This is a genomic window from Parafrankia elaeagni, from assembly GCF_000374165.1.
Lineage (GTDB): Bacteria > Actinomycetota > Actinomycetes > Frankiales > Frankiaceae > Parafrankia > Parafrankia elaeagni.
The window spans coordinates 96,239-111,372 of record NZ_KB893772.1; the positions used below are offsets into that span (position 1 = coordinate 96,239).

General features: G+C 76.3%; 13 protein-coding genes and 1 riboswitch. Of the genes, 10 read left to right on the plus strand and 3 right to left on the minus strand.

Annotated features, from left to right (window positions below; genetic code table 11):
- Positions 1 to 114 precede the first annotated feature (114 nt).
- The 3 genes from B207_RS0128290 to B207_RS0128300 all read left to right on the plus strand — a co-directional run bounded on the left by B207_RS0128290 (position 115) and on the right by B207_RS0128300 (position 1,638).
- Entirely contained in the window at positions 115 to 957 is an 843-nt protein-coding gene (locus B207_RS0128290; protein WP_018640067.1) for a helix-turn-helix transcriptional regulator, read from the plus strand.
- A 67-nt stretch (positions 958 to 1,024) separates the two neighbouring features.
- The gene (locus tag B207_RS36070; RefSeq protein ID WP_018640068.1) at positions 1,025 to 1,207 is read left to right on the plus strand and encodes a hypothetical protein; all 183 of its coding nucleotides are present in this window, start codon (positions 1,025 to 1,027) and stop codon (positions 1,205 to 1,207) included.
- A 161-nt stretch (positions 1,208 to 1,368) separates the two neighbouring features.
- Positions 1,369 to 1,638 (plus strand): hypothetical protein, encoded by a 270-nt coding sequence (locus B207_RS0128300; protein ID WP_195905371.1) that lies wholly within the window; start codon positions 1,369 to 1,371, stop codon positions 1,636 to 1,638.
- Positions 1,639 to 1,666: 28 nt separating this feature from the next.
- Here B207_RS0128300 and B207_RS0128305 read toward each other — a convergent pair whose 3' ends face one another.
- Together B207_RS0128305 and B207_RS0128310 are read right to left on the minus strand one after the other, a co-directional pair.
- Positions 1,667 to 2,044, minus strand: a complete 378-nt coding sequence (locus B207_RS0128305; protein ID WP_026311533.1) for a VOC family protein — start codon at positions 2,042 to 2,044, stop codon at positions 1,667 to 1,669.
- 156 nt (positions 2,045 to 2,200) lie between these two features.
- Positions 2,201 to 2,980, minus strand: coding sequence for a hypothetical protein (locus tag B207_RS0128310; protein ID WP_026311534.1), 780 nt, complete (start codon positions 2,978 to 2,980; stop codon positions 2,201 to 2,203).
- Between the two features lie 489 nt (positions 2,981 to 3,469).
- On the opposite strand from B207_RS0128310, the gene B207_RS0128315 reads away from it, so the two are divergent.
- Positions 3,470 to 4,882, plus strand: coding sequence for an MBL fold metallo-hydrolase (locus B207_RS0128315; RefSeq protein ID WP_026311535.1), 1,413 nt, complete (start codon positions 3,470 to 3,472; stop codon positions 4,880 to 4,882).
- A 126-nt stretch (positions 4,883 to 5,008) separates the two neighbouring features.
- On the opposite strand, the gene B207_RS0128320 is transcribed toward B207_RS0128315, so the two are convergent.
- Positions 5,009 to 5,326, minus strand: coding sequence for a hypothetical protein (locus B207_RS0128320; RefSeq protein WP_018640072.1), 318 nt, complete (start codon positions 5,324 to 5,326; stop codon positions 5,009 to 5,011).
- Between the two features lie 192 nt (positions 5,327 to 5,518).
- Between B207_RS0128320 and B207_RS0128325 the strand changes: the two genes are divergently transcribed.
- The 6 genes from B207_RS0128325 to cobM all read left to right on the plus strand — a co-directional run bounded on the left by B207_RS0128325 (position 5,519) and on the right by cobM (position 15,046).
- On the plus strand, positions 5,519 to 6,592 hold the full coding sequence (locus B207_RS0128325) for a site-specific integrase (protein WP_018640073.1): 1,074 nt from the start codon (positions 5,519 to 5,521) through the stop codon (positions 6,590 to 6,592).
- A 139-nt stretch (positions 6,593 to 6,731) separates the two neighbouring features.
- A riboswitch (cobalamin riboswitch) is annotated at positions 6,732 to 6,862 on the plus strand.
- Positions 6,863 to 7,041: 179 nt separating this feature from the next.
- On the plus strand, positions 7,042 to 9,282 hold the full coding sequence (locus B207_RS0128330) for a VWA domain-containing protein (RefSeq protein WP_018640074.1): 2,241 nt from the start codon (positions 7,042 to 7,044) through the stop codon (positions 9,280 to 9,282).
- Positions 9,282 to 9,890, plus strand: a complete 609-nt coding sequence (cobO, locus tag B207_RS0128335) for a cob(I)yrinic acid a,c-diamide adenosyltransferase (RefSeq protein WP_026311537.1) — start codon at positions 9,282 to 9,284, stop codon at positions 9,888 to 9,890. Before B207_RS0128330 ends, cobO begins: the two co-directional genes overlap by 1 nt.
- 4 nt (positions 9,891 to 9,894) lie before the next feature.
- Entirely contained in the window at positions 9,895 to 11,415 is a 1,521-nt protein-coding gene (locus B207_RS36075; RefSeq protein ID WP_018640076.1) for a cobyrinate a,c-diamide synthase, read from the plus strand.
- Positions 11,412 to 12,221 carry a precorrin-2 C(20)-methyltransferase gene (cobI, locus tag B207_RS0128345; protein WP_018640077.1) on the plus strand — a complete coding sequence of 270 codons (810 nt, stop codon included), beginning with the start codon at positions 11,412 to 11,414 and terminating at the stop codon, positions 12,219 to 12,221. The genes B207_RS36075 and cobI overlap by 4 nt, the downstream gene beginning before the upstream one ends.
- The gene (gene cobM / locus B207_RS0128350) at positions 12,218 to 15,046 is read left to right on the plus strand and encodes a precorrin-4 C(11)-methyltransferase (RefSeq protein WP_018640078.1); all 2,829 of its coding nucleotides are present in this window, start codon (positions 12,218 to 12,220) and stop codon (positions 15,044 to 15,046) included. The genes cobI and cobM overlap by 4 nt, the downstream gene beginning before the upstream one ends.
- Positions 15,047 to 15,134: the final 88 nt, after the last annotated feature.

A 15,134-nucleotide genomic window follows, 5' to 3' on the forward strand; every position in this document is an offset into this window, starting at 1 on the left:
GCGGTGCGGACGCCGGCGGGAGAGACGTCCCTGTCCGGGGACGGGCGGTCCCTGGCTGCGCGCGGCGTCGCGGGGCATGGTGGAAAGGTGGACACAGCGGTGGGCAGGGCAGCGGTGGGCAGATCCGAGCTGGCCGACTTCCTGCGTCACTGCCGTGCCCGGCTGACCCCCGCCGCGGTGGGGTTGTCGCAGGGCGCGCGGCGGCGCACCCCGGGGTTGCGCCGCGAGGAGGTGGCGCAGCTGGCGGGCATGTCGACCGACCACTACACGCGCCTCGAGCAGGCCCGGGGTTCCCGGCCGTCCCGCCAGATGCTCGCCGCCGTCGCCCGCGCGCTGCGGCTGACCGGCGACGAACGGGACCACCTGTTCCACCTCGCCGGTGAGGAGCCCCCGCGGGCCCGGTCGACGACGGAGCATGTCCGTCCCGGCCTGCTTCTCGTCCTGGACCGGCTGGTCGACGTCCCGGCCCGGGTGGTGAGCGACCGCGGGGACGTCCTCGCGCAGAACGCGATGGCCGGTGCGCTGCACGGTGACCTGTCCGCCCGCCCGGCGGCGGAACGCAACATCGCCTGGCTCTACTTCACGAACCCGTCCGCGCGGGAGCTGTTCCCGGCCGAGGACCGGGACCGGGCCGCCGGCAACCTCGTGGCGGATCTGCGTGCCACCGTCGCCCGCCGCCCCGACGACGTCCGGCTGGCGGAACTCGTACGCCGGCTCCGCGCCCGCAGCGAGGAGTTCGTCGGCCTGTGGGACGCCCACTGCGTCGCCGTGCGCCGCGCCGACACGAAACGTTTCGTGCACCCGGTCGTCGGCCTGCTGGAACTGGACTGCGAGGTGCTGCTCAGCCCGGAGCACGACCAGCGGTTGATCGTCTACACCGCCCGGCCGGGTAGCCGCTCCGGCGAGCGGCTGGAGCTGCTGCGGGTGATCGGCCTGCAGGAGCTGACCCACAGCTGACCCGCTACCCGCCACGTCGCCGGCAAAATGTGTGGCGGAGGGCGGCGGTTCCTGCTCGGGTGGTCAGATGCGCCAGCGTTACGACGACTTCGCCGACTGGTACGACGCCTATGCGACCCGGGGCATGGGGCTGCCGTTCGCCCGCGCCGCGGACCGGCTGCTGGCCGGACTCCTGGGCGCCGGCCACGGTCGCCTGTGCGCCTTGACCTCGGCTGCGGCGGCGGCGGCGGTGCGCACGCCCCCGCGTTGACCGGCCTGGGCTGGCAGCCGGTCGGCGTCGGCATCTCCGCACCCCAGATCTCGGTGACGGGATCCGCTCCCGGGTCGGGGTCGTCAACGTCCCGCTCCCCGTGCTGCTGAACGCGCTGATGGGAAACGTCCAGTATGGGTGGCGCCACCACGGTGGCCCCGGTGCCCGTCCCCGCCGACTGCGTCGACGGGTTCGCCGAGGCGTTCTACGGCCGACCCGAATGTTTCCTCGACCCGGCTGTACGGCGCTGCCAGTCCGCCTGGAGCTTCGTCGACGACACCGTCACCGACCGGGCGCTGACGCGGCTGCGATCCGATCTTGCCTCCGGTGTCTGGGACCGCCGCTACGGCACGCTACGCCGCCAGCCGACGTTCGTCGGAGCGCTGCGGCTGATCACCGCCCTGCCGGTGGACGACACCAGCCCCCGATGACGACGCGCGTCCCGCGCCGCCCCGGCGCCTACCCTCCGTAGGGCCGGGTGATGATCTCCATGGCGTGTCCGGACGGGTCGAGGAAGTACAGGCCGCGCCCGCCGTCATGGTGGTTGATCTCCCCGGGCTTTCTGCTGTGCGGGTCGGCGTAGTAGGTGACACCCGCCCGGGTGATGCGGTCGAAGGCCTGGTCGAACTCGTCGTCCGACACCAGGAAGGCATAGTGCTGCGGGGTGAACGGTTCGCTGATGCTGGCGAAGTCGAGGGTGACGCCGTTGGCGGTGTCCACGGGCAGGAACCGCCCGGTCGGCGCCCCGATCTGCAGGCCGAGGATGTGCGCCAGGAACTCGGCGGACTGCTGCCGGTCGTGGCAGTGGACGATGGTGTGGTTCAACGCGATGGACATCAGCGCAACGCCTCCGTAGGACGCCGCCGGCACTCCCGGGGCGCCCCGGTTCGCGGCACCTCCATGCCTCACCCTGCCGGTGACCGACACGCGATTCCGCCGGACCATCCTATGGGCCGTCCCTGGGCTCCGCTTCGCGGACGAAGGGACGGCCGATCAGTAGTAGAGGGCGCTGCCCAGCCCCAGCACCGCGAGTCGGCCTCCGCTCGGCGCAGGCTCGGAGGCGCAGCGCCGGTAGCTTTCGGTGGAGCTGCGCCCAGGCTGCAGTCCGGCGGTGATGGTCGCGTTGAAGAAGGTGGGTTTGGCGGGAATCCGTGAGCCGCCGACCTGCCACGCGAGGTTGACCGCGATGGAGCCTCCGGTTACCGCCGCTGAACCGCTGTTCGTGTACGCGATCGTGAGGCGGGCACAGGACGGATCCGGATCGGATGAGACCTCCGCCAGCCGTGCCGTCAGCACCGGCAGCCCCTGGCGGGTAGTCGGTGCGGCGTGCGGCGTCACCGGCGGGGCTGGCACCGGAACCACGCGGCGGGTCGACGTGCCCGCCGGCGGCGGTGCGGGAGCGGGCGCAGCGCCGGCTTCCACCTGCGTCGCTCTCACTGCGGCGGACCCGGTGGGCGCAGCGGGCAGCCGATCGGGCCCGGTCCGGCCCGCCGGGCCCGCGGGCGCTGCGGGCTGGGGACGGATACCGGCGGCGGGTTCCTCGGGCTGCGGGCTTCCCACCGTGGGCGCTGCTCCCATCACCTGGCTGCCCGCCGACACCGCCGGTGCGGTGGACAGTCCAGTGGTGGGGAACACCGTGGGCGAGGGCGCCCCGGGCGGTGGGCTCACGGACACAGCCCGACCGGTGCGGGCGGGTTCGGCGTCCTCAGCCTGGCATCCCGACAGGGCCGCGCTGACCAGCGCCACCACCCCGCCGGCCGTCCGCGCTGTCATACGCCGTCGGCCGTGACCGCTCCGGATCCGCATCTCCTTCTCCGCCCCAGCCACCGCTGACTCCCTGGAAACAAAGGGGAACAAACCTGCATCACGATCCCATACCGGATCTTCGTCAACGTCGGTGGACTCGGCGCCGTGTCCAGCAGCGGCGGGTGGCGGAACGGAAGGCCTGGAAGGGGGGTGGGAGGGACCCCGGTGGGTGAGGGTCGTCACCCCGGTGACGGCGGGTGGATGGTGCCGCGCAGGAGCCGGTGCGGCCGGTGACCAGCCCCGGGGGGTGATGGCGCGGCGGGTGGGGAGGGCCTGGGCCGGTGGGGGGCGGTCGCCGCGCGGGCCGGTCGGCGTATTGGCTGGGGTGGTCGTCCTGTGACCGGCGCCGGGGCGTGGCCGCGGGGTGGGCCGGGAACGGGCAGGGCGACGTCGACCGACGGGACCGCCGACGCCACCCCGCCCGGGGGGGCGCTCGGCGGGCGGGCAGGGGTGGGGATGACGACGGGCCAGGTGCAGGTGGAGGTTGTGGAGACCTCGACGTTGGGTGACCGCAGCTATCTGGCGCATGACGGGCGGGTGGCGGTGGTCATCGACCCGCAGCGTGACATCGACCGGATGCTGGCGCTGGCGGGCCGGCTCGGGGTGCGGATCACCCATGTCGCGGAGACGCATCTGCACAACGACTATGTCTCCGGCGGGTTGGCGCTGGCCCGGCTGACCGGGGCGCGGTATCTGGTCGCGGCCGGCGACCGGGTGGGTTTCGACCGGGTGGCGGTCGCCGACGGCGACGAGGTGGTGGTGTCGCCGTCGCTGCGGCTGGTGGTGGTGGGCACCCCGGGGCACACGTTCACCCACCTGTCGTTCGTGCTGGCCGGTCCGGACGGGCCGGTGGGGGTGTTCACCGGCGGGTCGCTGCTGTTCGGGACGACGGGACGCACCGACCTGCTCGGGGCGGACCAGGCGCACACGCTGGCCGGGCGCCAGCATGCGTCGGTGCGGCGGCTGGCCGATGCGCTGCCGGGTGGGGCGTGGGTGTGGCCGACGCACGGGTTCGGCAGTTTCTGTTCGGCGACGCAGGCGGACGCGGCGGCGTCGACGATCGGGCGGGAACGGTCGGTGAATCCGGCGCTGCGTCTGGAACGCGACGACTTCGTCGCCGAGGTGCTGGCTGGGTTGGACGCCTACCCGGCGTACTACGCGCACATGGGGGCCCGTAACGCCGCCGGGGCGGGACCGGTGGATCTGACGCCGGTGCGGCGCGCGGCGCCGGCGGAGCTGGGGGCGCGCCTCGCGGCCGGCGAGTGGGTGGTGGACCTGCGGTCGCGGGCCGCATACACGCAGTGTCATCTGGCGGGGACGATCAGCCTGGGTCTGGATGGTCCGATGGCGACGTGGCTGGGTTGGCTGGCGCCGTGGGGGGCGCCGATCACGCTGCTCGCCGACACGGAGGCCGATCTGGCGCAGGCGCAGCGGGAGCTGGCGCGGATCGGGATCGACCGGCCGGCGGCGGCGGCGACGGGCAGCCCGGTGCGGTGGGCGGGTGGTGAGGCGGGGCGGCTCGCGGCGCTGCCGGCGGCGACCTTCGCGGAGCTGGCCGCGGCCCGGGTGGGGACGCCGCCGCGTGGGCTGCCCCCGGCGCAGGTGGTCCTCGATGTGCGTCTGGGTGGGGAGTGGGCGGCGGGGCATGTCGACGGGGCGGTGCATGTGCCGTTGCCGGAGCTGGCGGGTCGGGTCGGGGAGGTGCCGGCGGGGGTGGTGTGGGTGTACTGCGGGTCGGGGTACCGGGCGGCGATCGCGGCGGGGCTGCTGGCGCGGGCCGGGCGCACGGTGGTGCACCTCGACGACGGTGTCGGCGGGGCCGCCGCGGCGGGTCTCGTCGTCCGCGGCGGGGTCGTCCGCGGCGGGTAGGTCCCCGCCCGGCGGACGTCGTGGGTGTCGTGGGTGTCGGTGGGCTGCCGGGCGGGGTCGGTCTGTCCGTCATCGCGCACCTGGTCCTCCCCCGGCGCCTGTCCGGCGCCGCCCTGGTGGCTGCGGCTACGCGGGGATGCCGCGGCGGACGAACGGCTGGAAGCCGTCGAGGCTGGTGGGGGTGCTGCCCACCGCACCGAAGTCGCCGCCGGGTGGCGCGAGGAGTTTCCAGTCGCCGTCGACCCAGCGGACCGTCAGCCGGTACACGACGTACGTGTGCTGGCTGCCGCGGGTGGCGACGAGCAGGTAGCTGATGGTCGCCTCGTCGTCGGTGTAGGTGTGGAGGGTGAATCCGGCGGAGGCGACGCCGGTGCCGTCGGTCTGTTCGCCGGCCGGGGGGACGTCGGGACGTCCGTCGCGGTGCACCCGGCGCAGTATGATCACCGCCGTGACCTGCGGGTACGGCTGTCAGCCTGAGGACACCGCACCGGTACCGGACGGTGCGGTGTCCTACCGGCCGGTAGGGGCCGGTGTGCCACCGGGTCCGCACCTACCCGGCGATTACGATCACCGTGGCGTTGGTGGACGTCCATGGCCCGCCGGGGTGGGCGGGCGCGGGTCGGGAGGTGACCGAGGGTGCACGGGGACCTGACCGGGGACGGGGTGCGGGGCGAGGCGGGGTGCGAGGCGGTGCTGGCCGGGGAGGTCGTCACCGGGGAGGTGGTGGGGCCGGCGGCCGGTGGGGCCGGGGCGCTGGTGGGGCTCGGTGGTCCGCTCGCCGGCCGGGTCGGGGACTATGCGCGGGCGTCGCGGTCGGCGGCGACGTGGCGGGCCTACGACGCGGACCTGCGTCACTTCCGCGGCTGGTGCGCGCAGGAGGGGCTGGGTGACCTGCCGGCGTCGCCGGTGACCGTCGCCGGGTACATCGCCGCGCTGGCCGACGCCGGGTACGCCCCGTCGACGATCCGCCGCCGGCTGGCGGCGATCTCGGTGGCCCACCAGCTCGCCCACGCGGTCAACCCGACGGGCGCGGCGGAGGTGTCGGCGGTGTGGAACGGGATCCGCCGTTCCCGCGGCGTCGCCCCGTCCCGCAAGGCGGCGCTGGACACCTCGCTGCTGTCGCGGGTCGTCGCCGGTCTGGACGACGCGGTGCTCGCCGATGTGCGGGACCGGGCGCTGCTGCTGGTCGGGTTCGCCGGCTGCCTGCGGCGCAGCGAGCTGGTCGGGTTGAACACCGCGGATCTGGTGGAGACCGACGACGGGCTGGTGGTGACGGTGCGCCGGTCGAAGACCGACCAGGAGGCGGCCGGCGCGCAGGTCGGTCTGTCGTACGGGTCGTACCGTCCGACGTGCCCGGTCCGGGCGTGGCGGGGCTGGGTGGCGGCGGCGGCCGGGGCGGGGGTGCCGCTGGCCGGCGGGCCGGCGTTCCGGGGCGTCAACCGGCATGGGCAGGTCGGCGCGGGGCGGCTCTACTCCGGGTCGGTGGCACGGATCGTGCAGCGCCGGGTGGCGGCCGCGGGACTCGACCCGGCGGACTTCGCCGGGCATTCGCTGCGGTCGGGGTTCGCGACGGCGGCGGCGCGCGCCGGGGTGACCGACCGGTCGATCATGCGGCAGGGCCGGTGGCGGTCGGCGGCGTCGTTGGAGTCGTACGTGCGCGCCGGGCGGCTGTTCGACGCCGACAACCCGTCGGGTCGCGTCGGCCTGTAGCCCCCACCGCGGTGGGGGCGCGCACCCCCGGTATCCCCCGATGGTGCTGCTGGGGGCCGGTGGGCCGGAACGGGGCGTGGGTCTCAGGCGGGCCCCGGGGAGATGCCCGATGTGCCATGCTGAGCGCCGGACGGTCGGGCAGGAAGCCGGTGTGAATCCGGCGCGGTCCCGCCACTGTCACCGGGGAGTCGACCTCAGCACACGGTCACGGCGGCGAGGATGGCCGCTGGAAGGCCGAGGGCAGGCGTTGATCCGGGAGCCAGGATACTGCCGCCGTCCGCGCTGGCTTCGAGGGCGAGGACACCCCGGGGAGGACGTTTCGCCATGCCCACCATTGTGCGTACCGCTGTGACGGCAAGGCCGGCGATGCCGGCGAGGCCCCGGCCACCCGCGTTGCCACCCGGCGAGCGACCTGCGGGGTCGGGGTGCGGGTGGGGGTGTGTGGGCCGGTGGTGACGTTTCCGTTCAGTGCCCTGGTCGGGTTGGACGAGCTGCGGCTGGCGTTGCTGCTCAACGCGGTGTCCCCGGCGGTCGGCGGGGTCCTCGTCCGTGGGGAGAAGGGCACCGCGAAGTCGACGGCGGTGCGGGCGCTGGCGTCGCTGCTGCCGGCGGTGACGGTGGTGGCGGGCTGCCGGTTCTCCTGTGATCCGCAGGCACCGGCGCCGCAGTGCCCGGACGGGCCGCATCCGTCCCCGACCGCGCTGACCCGCCCGGCGCGCCTCGTCGAGCTGCCGGTGGGGGCGTCCGAGGACCGGGTGACCGGCGCGCTGGACCTGGACCGGGCGTTGGCCGAAGGGGTGACGGCGCTGCGCCCGGGGCTGCTCGCCGCCGCCCACCGGGGGGTGCTCTACGTCGACGAGGTGAACCTGCTCGCCGACCATCTCGTGGACGTCCTGCTCGACGCGGCCGCCCTCGGGGTGGCGCAGGTGGAACGGGACGGGGTGTCGGTGCGCCACCCGGCCCGGTTCTGGCTGGTGGGGACGATGAACCCGGAGGAGGGGGAGCTGCGCCCGCAGCTGGTGGACCGGTTCGGGTTGACGGTGACGGTCGCCGCCAGCCGGGATCCGGCGGTGCGCGCGCAGGTGATCCGCCGCCGGTTGGCGTTCGACGCCGACCCGGTGGGTTTCACCGCTGCCTGGGAGGGTCACGAGGCGCAGCTGGCCGCCCGGATCGCCGACGCCCGCGACCGGCTCGCCGGCATGGTCCTCGCCGACGCGGCGGTGGACGCGGTGGCGGCGGTGTGCGCGGCGTGTGATGTGGACGGGATGCGCGCCGACGTGGTGCTGGCTCGTACGGCGATGGCGGTGGCGGCGTGGGAGGGCCGCGAGGAGGTGCTGGCGGACGACATTCGGGTCGCGGCCCGGTTCGTGCTGCCGCACCGGCGCCGCCGCGGCCCGTTCGACGCCCCCGGTGCCGCGGACGACACCGGTCTGACGCAGACCGTCGACGACGCGTTGCGGGATCGGATCAGCCCGCCCGACGGGGACGACGACGGTCCAGGCGGAGGCGGAGGCGGAGGGGCACCGGGGCCGCCGGGTGGCGGGCAGCGCTGGCCCACCCAGACCCCCCACCCGGACCAGCCCTCCTCCACCGAGCCGGCGGGAGCGGGCTCGGCGGGTGCCGGTGGCGGGCAGTCCTCGGCGGGTGGTGCGGCGTCCCCGCCGGCCGGTGGCCTGCCCGCCGGCGCGCACCCTGACCGTGGCCCCACGGGCGACGGCACCGGGAACGCCGGGAACGGCGACGGGTCCGCCCCCGCCGGGGCGGGGGCGGCGGGACGGCAGGTCGCCCGGTCGGGGCGGGAACCCGGATCCGGGCAGGGGGCTGCCACGGGCACGGTCGGGGCGGCCGGGGCGCCGTTTCGGCCGCGGCTGCTGCAGGTCGCCGGCGTCGGCGCGGGGGCGGCGGGTCGCCGTTCGGCGGCCGGCGGGCCGCGTGGCGCGGTGACCGGCGCCGGGGCAGACGCCCCCGGGCTGCACGTGACGGCGACGCTGCGGGCCGCCGCGCCGCACCAGCGGCTCCGCGGGCGCACCGGCCCGGGGCTGGTCCTGACACCGGCGGACCGCCGGGGGCCGCACCGCCGCGGACGGGAGGGGAACCTGGTGCTGTTCGTCGTCGATGCCAGCGGGTCGATGGCGGCCCGTACCCGGCTGCGGCACGTCGCGACCGCGGTGATGTCGCTGCTCGTCGACGCCTACCAGCGCCGCGACCGCATCGGCATGATCACGTTCCGGGGGGTGGGGGCGCAGGTGGTGCTGGCACCGACGTCCAGTGTGGAGGTGGGGGCCCGGCGTCTGGCGGGGCTGGCGACCGGCGGGCGGACCCCGATCGCGGCCGGGTTGGACGCCGCGGCGGGGGTGCTGCGCGCCGAGGCCCGCCGTGATCCGCACCGGCGTCCCCTGCTGGTGCTCGTCACCGACGGGCGGGCTACCGCCGGGCCGGATCCACGGGGGGCGGCGCGGGCACTGGTCCGCGGCGCCGGTGGGGTCGCCACCCGGACGGGCCGGCCGGCCGGCGCGGCGCCGCGGCGGGCGGGGCTGACCAGTGTGGTGGTCGACTGTGAGACCGGCCCGGTGCGCCTGGGCCTGGCGGGCCGCCTCGCCGTCGCCCTCGGGGCGTCCGTCGTCGGCCTGGACGCGCTGGGTGTCCCCGGCGCCGTGGGCGTGGGTGCGGCGACGGGGTGGGTGGCCTGATGGCGCCGCAGGGGCAGCCGGAGCGGGTTCCCGACGACGGGCTGACGACGCGGCAGCGCCGTGACCGTCCGCTGCTGATCGTGCACACCGGGACGGGGAAGGGGAAGTCGACCGCCGCGTTCGGGTTGGCGTTGCGTGGCTGGGCGCAGGGCTGGCCGGTCGGGGTGTTCCAGTTCGTCAAGTCGGCGAAGTGGCGCATCGGTGAGGAGAAGGCGCTGCGGGCGCTGGCGGACACCGGCCAGGGCGGGACGGTCACCTGGCACAAGATGGGGTCGGGGTGGAGCTGGGTGCAGCGTCGCCTGGAGCTGGCGGAGGACCCGGCGGGTGCGGCGGCGGAGGGCTGGGCGCAGATCGCCCGTGACCTGGCCGCGCAGACCTACGGGCTGTACGTCCTCGACGAGCTGACCTACCCGCTGCGGTGGGGCTGGATCGACCTCGACGAGGTCCTCGCCGTCCTCGCCGCCCGCCCCGGCCACCAGCATGTGGTGATCACCGGCCGCGACGCGCCGGCAGCGCTCCTCGACGCCGCCGACCTCGTCACCGAGATGACGAAGGTGAAACATCCGATGGACGTCGGGCAGAAGGGCCAGCGGGGTATCGAATGGTGACCCGGTGAGCCCGCTGGACATCCCCCGGCTGGTGATCGCCGCGCCGGGCAGCGGGTCGGGGAAGACGACGGTGGCGACCGGGGTGATGGCGGCGCTGGCGGGACGGGGGCTGGCGGTCTCGGCGCACAAGGTCGGCCCGGACTACATCGACCCGACCTACCATGCGCTGGCCACCGGGCGTCCCGGCCGCAACCTGGACATGGTGCTGTGCGGGGCGGGGCGGATCGCGCCGCTGTTCGCGCACGGCGCCGCCGGTGCGCAGGTCGCGGTCGTCGAGGGGGTGATGGGCCTGTTCGACGGCGTCGCCACTCCCCGCCCGGGGCAGGAGGCCGACCACGGGTCGACGGCGGCGGTCGCGCGGCTGCTCGACGCACCGGTGCTGCTCGTCGTCGACGGGTCGGGCCTGGGCCGGTCCGTGGCCGCCCTCGCCGCCGGGTTCGCCCGGTTCGACCCGCGGGTGCGGCTGGCGGGGGTGATCCTCAACCGGGTCGGGTCGGCGCGGCACCGGCGGATCCTCACCGAGGCGCTGGCCGACGTCGGGCTGCCGGTGTTCGGGGCGTTGCCCCGCGACGACGCGGTGCACACCCCGTCACGACACCTGGGTCTGGTCCCGGCGGCGGAACGGTCGGCCCCGGCGCGGGCCGCGGTGGACCGTCTCGGCGCGCTCGCCGCCGCCGCGGTCGACCTGGACGGGCTGCTGCGCCTGGCCGCCACCGCCCCACCGCTGCCCACCGATTCGTGGGATCCCACCGCGGCCGCTGGCCACGCCGGCGCACAGGCACAGGGTCGGGGTCGGGGGCGGGGGCGGCCGGTGCGGGTCGTGGTGGCCGGCGGGCCGGCGTTCACGTTCGGCTACGCCGAGCACGCCGAACTGCTCACCGCCGCCGGCGCCGACGTCCTCACCGTGGATCCGCTGCGTGACGAGACCCTGCCGCCGGGCACCGACGCCCTCGTCGTCGGCGGCGGTTTCCCCGAGGAGCACGCCGCCGCCCTCGGCGCCAACACCCGGCTGCGCGCCGCCGTCGCCGCCCTCGCCGCCCGCGGCGCGCCGGTGATCGGGGAATGCGCCGGGCTGCTGTACCTGGGCCGGTCCCTGGACGGCACGCGGATGTGCGGTGTCCTCGACACCGACGCGGTGATGGGCCCGCGGCTCACCCTGGGATACCGGCGGGCGGTCGCCGCCACCGACAGTGCGCTGGCCGCGGCGGGCACGGTGGTGCACGCCCACGAGTTCCACCGCACCCGGCTGACCGTGCCCCGCGGGGCGCTGGCGGACCCGCCGGCCTGGCGGATCGACCCGCCACCGGGCGCGGACCGCGACGACGGGGCGCCCGACGGGCAGCACGACGGGCAGGTGGAGGGCTTCGTCCGGGGCGGGGTGCACGCCTCCTACCTGCACCTGCACTGGGCGGGAGTGCCGGGGCTGGCGGCCCGGCTGGTCGCCGCCGCCCACACCGCCCGCCCGTCGGGGGCGGATCTGCAGACACCTGGTGCGAACGGAGAACGGGAGGTGGCGTCGCGGTGAGCGGCACAGTGAGCCCGCGGCTGGTCGGGGTCGGGGTCGGGCCGGGAGACCCGGACCTGGTGACCTTCCGCGCGGTGCGGGTCCTACGGGACGCCGATGTGGTGTTCGTTCCGGTCAGTGACGGTCACGGGCCGTACGGGCCGGGCGCCGGTGGGGACGGGACGGCGGTGCCGGGCCGGGCGGAGATGACCGTCCGCAGCCATGTCGATCATGACCGGGTGGTGCGGTTGCCGTTCCGGATGACCGGCGACGCCGACTACGCGGGCCCCGCCCGCACCGTCGCCGACGCGCTCCGCCGCGGCCACACCGACAGCCAGCGGACCGTCACCGCGGCCGCGGTGACGGTGGCGTTCGCGACCATCGGCGACCCGAACCTGTACTCGACGTTCACCGCGCTCGCCGCGGCCGTGACCGCGCTCGTCCCCGACCTGGTCCTGGACACGGTGCCGGGGATCACCGCGATGCAGGACCTGGCCGCCCGGTCCGGGACGGTCCTCGCGCACGGCACGGAGACCGTCGCGCTGCTGCCGCTGACCGCCGGGGTGCCGGCCTACCAGGCGGCCGTCGACACGTTCGACACGGTCGTCGCGTACAAGGGCGGGCGGGCGCTGCCGGCGCTGCGCGCGGTCCTCGCGGCCGCGGGGCGCCTCGACGGCCCGGCCGGGCACGCCGTCTACGGGGCGGCCCTCGGCCTGCCCGAGCAGGACATCCGCCCGGCCGGCGACCTTGACGTCGACGCGACCGGCCCCTACCTGTCCACGGTGCTGGCGACCCGCCGGCCGCGCTGGCCCGGGCGGGCCCGGTGACCGGGCGGCGGGGTGAGGGACGGGTCAGTTTCGTCGGTGCCGGGCCCGGCGCCGCGGATCTGATCACGGTCCGCGGCGCGGCGGTGATCGGCGCCGCCGACATCGTGATCTGGGCGTCGTCGCTGGTCCATCCGGACATGTTGCGGTACGCCCGCGCCGGGGCGGAACTCGTCGACTCGGCGGCGCTGCCGCTGGAAGGGGTGGAGGCGATCTACCGGCGGGCCGCCGCCGACGGGCTGCACGTCGCCCGGGTGCACTCCGGGGACCCGGCGCTGTGGGGTGCGGTGCAGGAGCAGGTGGAGATCTGCGACCGGCTCGGGATGGCCTGCGACATCGTCCCGGGGGTCAGCAGTTTCACCGCGCTGGCCGCGGCGATCGGCCGGGAGCTGACCGTGCCGGAGATCGCCCAGTCGGTCATCCTGACCCGTCTCGGGGGTGGGAAGACACCGATGCCACCCGGGGAGGAGGTCCGTGACCTGGCCCGGCACGGCACGACGATGGCGCTGTTCCTGTCCGCCGCCCGGTCCACGCAGCTACGCGAGGAGCTGCTCGCCGGCGGCTACCCGCCGGACACCCCGTGTGTGATCGCCTACCAGGTCAGCTGGCCGGATGAGCTGATCGTGCGCGCCACCGTGGACACGCTGGCCGACACCGTCCGCGAGCACCGGCTGTGGAAGCACACGCTGATCCTCGTCGGGCCGGCGTTGGATGCCGGCGGCCGCCGCTCCCACCTCTACCATCCGGGGCACTTCCACACCTACCGGCGGGCGCAGCCGGCGGCGCGCAGCGCCCTGCGTGATCAGGACCGGGCGCTGGTCGCAGCCGGCGGCACCCAGACCCCGGCCGGACCGGTGTCCACCACCGCGCGGACCGCCCCACCCGTGCCTGTGCCCTCGGCCGCGGTCGAGGCGGCGGAGCTCGGTGGGCCGGGTGGAACAGCGGGACGGGTGGCGCTGGTGGCGGTGACCGCCGCCGGGCGGGCCGCCGCCGCCGAGCTCGCCGCCCGCTGGCCCACCGCCCGTCTGTACCCGGGCCGGGCACGTGACGCGCTCGCCGCCGCCGTCACCGACGGTGTCGACGGAGTCGTCTGTTTCCTGGCGACCGGCGCGACGGTGCGGCTCCTCGACGGGCTGCTGCGCGGCAAGGACCACGACCCGGGTGTGGTGTGTGTGGACGAGGCACGCCGGTTCGCCGTCGCGTTGTGCGGCGGGCACGCCGGGGGCGCGAACCGGCTCGCCGAACAGGTCGCCGACGTCTTCGACGCCACCCCGGTGATCACCACGGCCAGTGACGTGACCGGCGTCGCCGCCCTTGACGGCCTCGGCGCCGAGGCCGGGTTCACGGTGGACGCCGGTGCGCAGCTGGCCGCGGTCGGCACGGCGATGCTGTCCGGGCAGCCGGTGACCCTGCACACCGACGCGGTGTGGCCGCTGCCGGCACTGCCCCCGTCGGTGCGCGCCGCCGACCCACCCGGCACCGACCGGCCCGGCACCGACCGGCCCGGCACCGACCCGGCGGCCTTGGACGGCCCGGCGGACGGGACCGTCGCCGGGGAGATCCACATCACCGACCGGCTGCTGCCCGACCCGCCGGCCGGTGCCGTGCCGCGGGTCGTCTACCGGCCACCGAGCCTGGTCGTCGGGGTCGGGGCGAGCCGCGGGGCACCCGCCGCGGAGATCGACACGCTGATCGACGCCGCGCTGGCCGGTGCCGGTCTGTCTCCCGCCGCGGTGTCCCATCTGGCGACGGTGACGGCGAAGGCCGACGAGGCCGGGCTGCTACAGGTCGCCGCGCGCCGCGGCTGGCCGCTGGTGGTGCACACCGCCGAGGAACTCGCCGGGGTGACGGTGCCCCATCCCTCGGAGGTCGTCCGCGCCGCGGTCGGCACCCCGAGTGTCGCCGAGGCCGCCTGCCTGCTGTCCGCCCCGGCGCGCCGGCCCGACGGCCCACCCGGCCAGGTCGCATCCGCCGGTGCGGGCACCGCCGCGGAGCTGGTCGTCGCCAAGCAGGTCAGCGCCCATGCGACGGTCGCCGTCGCGCGGCACCGGCCCCGGGGGCGGCTCGCCGTCGTCGGGCTCGGCCCGGGTGACCGGGGGCTGCTGACCGGGCGGGCCCGCGCCGAGCTGCGCCGCGCCGGCGTCGTCGTCGGCCTCGACCAGTACGTCGCCTCGGTGGCGGATCTGCTGCCGGCCGGGGTGCGGGTGCTCGCCAGCGGGCTCGGCGACGAGCAGGCCCGCGCCCAGGCGGCGGTGGACCAGGCCCGCGCCGGTCATGCGGTGGCGCTGATCGGCAGCGGGGACGCCGGGATCTACGCGATGGGCAGCCCGGCGCTGGACCTGGCCGACGGGTCGTTCGACGTCGTCGCCGTGCCGGGGGTGACCGCGGCGCTGGCCGCCGCGGCGCTGCTCGGCGCCCCGCTGGGCCATGACCATGCGCTGATCAGCCTGTCGGACCTGCACACCCCGTGGGAGCGGATCGTGCACCGGGTGCGCGCCGTCGCCGACGCCGACCTGGCCGTCGCGTTCTACAACCCGCGCAGCCGCACCCGCCGCCACCAGCTGCCCGACGCGCTGGCCGCGCTCGCCGCCGCCCGCCCGCCGGGCACCCCGGTGGGGCTGGTCACCGACGCGTTCCGGCCCGGGCAGCGGGTCACCGTCACCACCCTCGGTGCGCTGACCGGCGGGGAGGGCGGCAGCGCGGACGCGGCGGAGCGGGAGCGGCTGCTGGACCTGGTCGGGATGACCACGACGGTGGTGGTCGGCTCGTCACGGACCCGGCTGCGCGCCGGGCTGGTGGTCACCCCCCGGGACTACGCATGGAGCTGATGGAGCTGATCCGTTCCCGCCGCCGTGCCGGCCGAGCCGCAGGAGGACCGTCGAGGTGACCGTCGAGCACACCCCCACCCCCACCCCC

Bases quoted from the DNA above. Each gene is read 5' to 3' on its own strand.
- B207_RS36070 (WP_018640068.1), top strand. From the start codon at position 1,025: ATGCGCCAGCGTTACGACGACTTCGCCGACTGGTACGACGCCTATGCG.
- B207_RS0128305 (WP_026311533.1), bottom strand. From the start codon at position 2,044: ATGTCCATCGCGTTGAACCACACCATCGTCCACTGCCACGACCGGCAG.
- B207_RS0128310 (WP_026311534.1), bottom strand. From the start codon at position 2,980: ATGACAGCGCGGACGGCCGGCGGGGTGGTGGCGCTGGTCAGCGCGGCC.
- B207_RS0128315 (WP_026311535.1), top strand. From the start codon at position 3,470: ATGACGACGGGCCAGGTGCAGGTGGAGGTTGTGGAGACCTCGACGTTG.
- cobO (WP_026311537.1), top strand. From the start codon at position 9,282: ATGGCGCCGCAGGGGCAGCCGGAGCGGGTTCCCGACGACGGGCTGACG.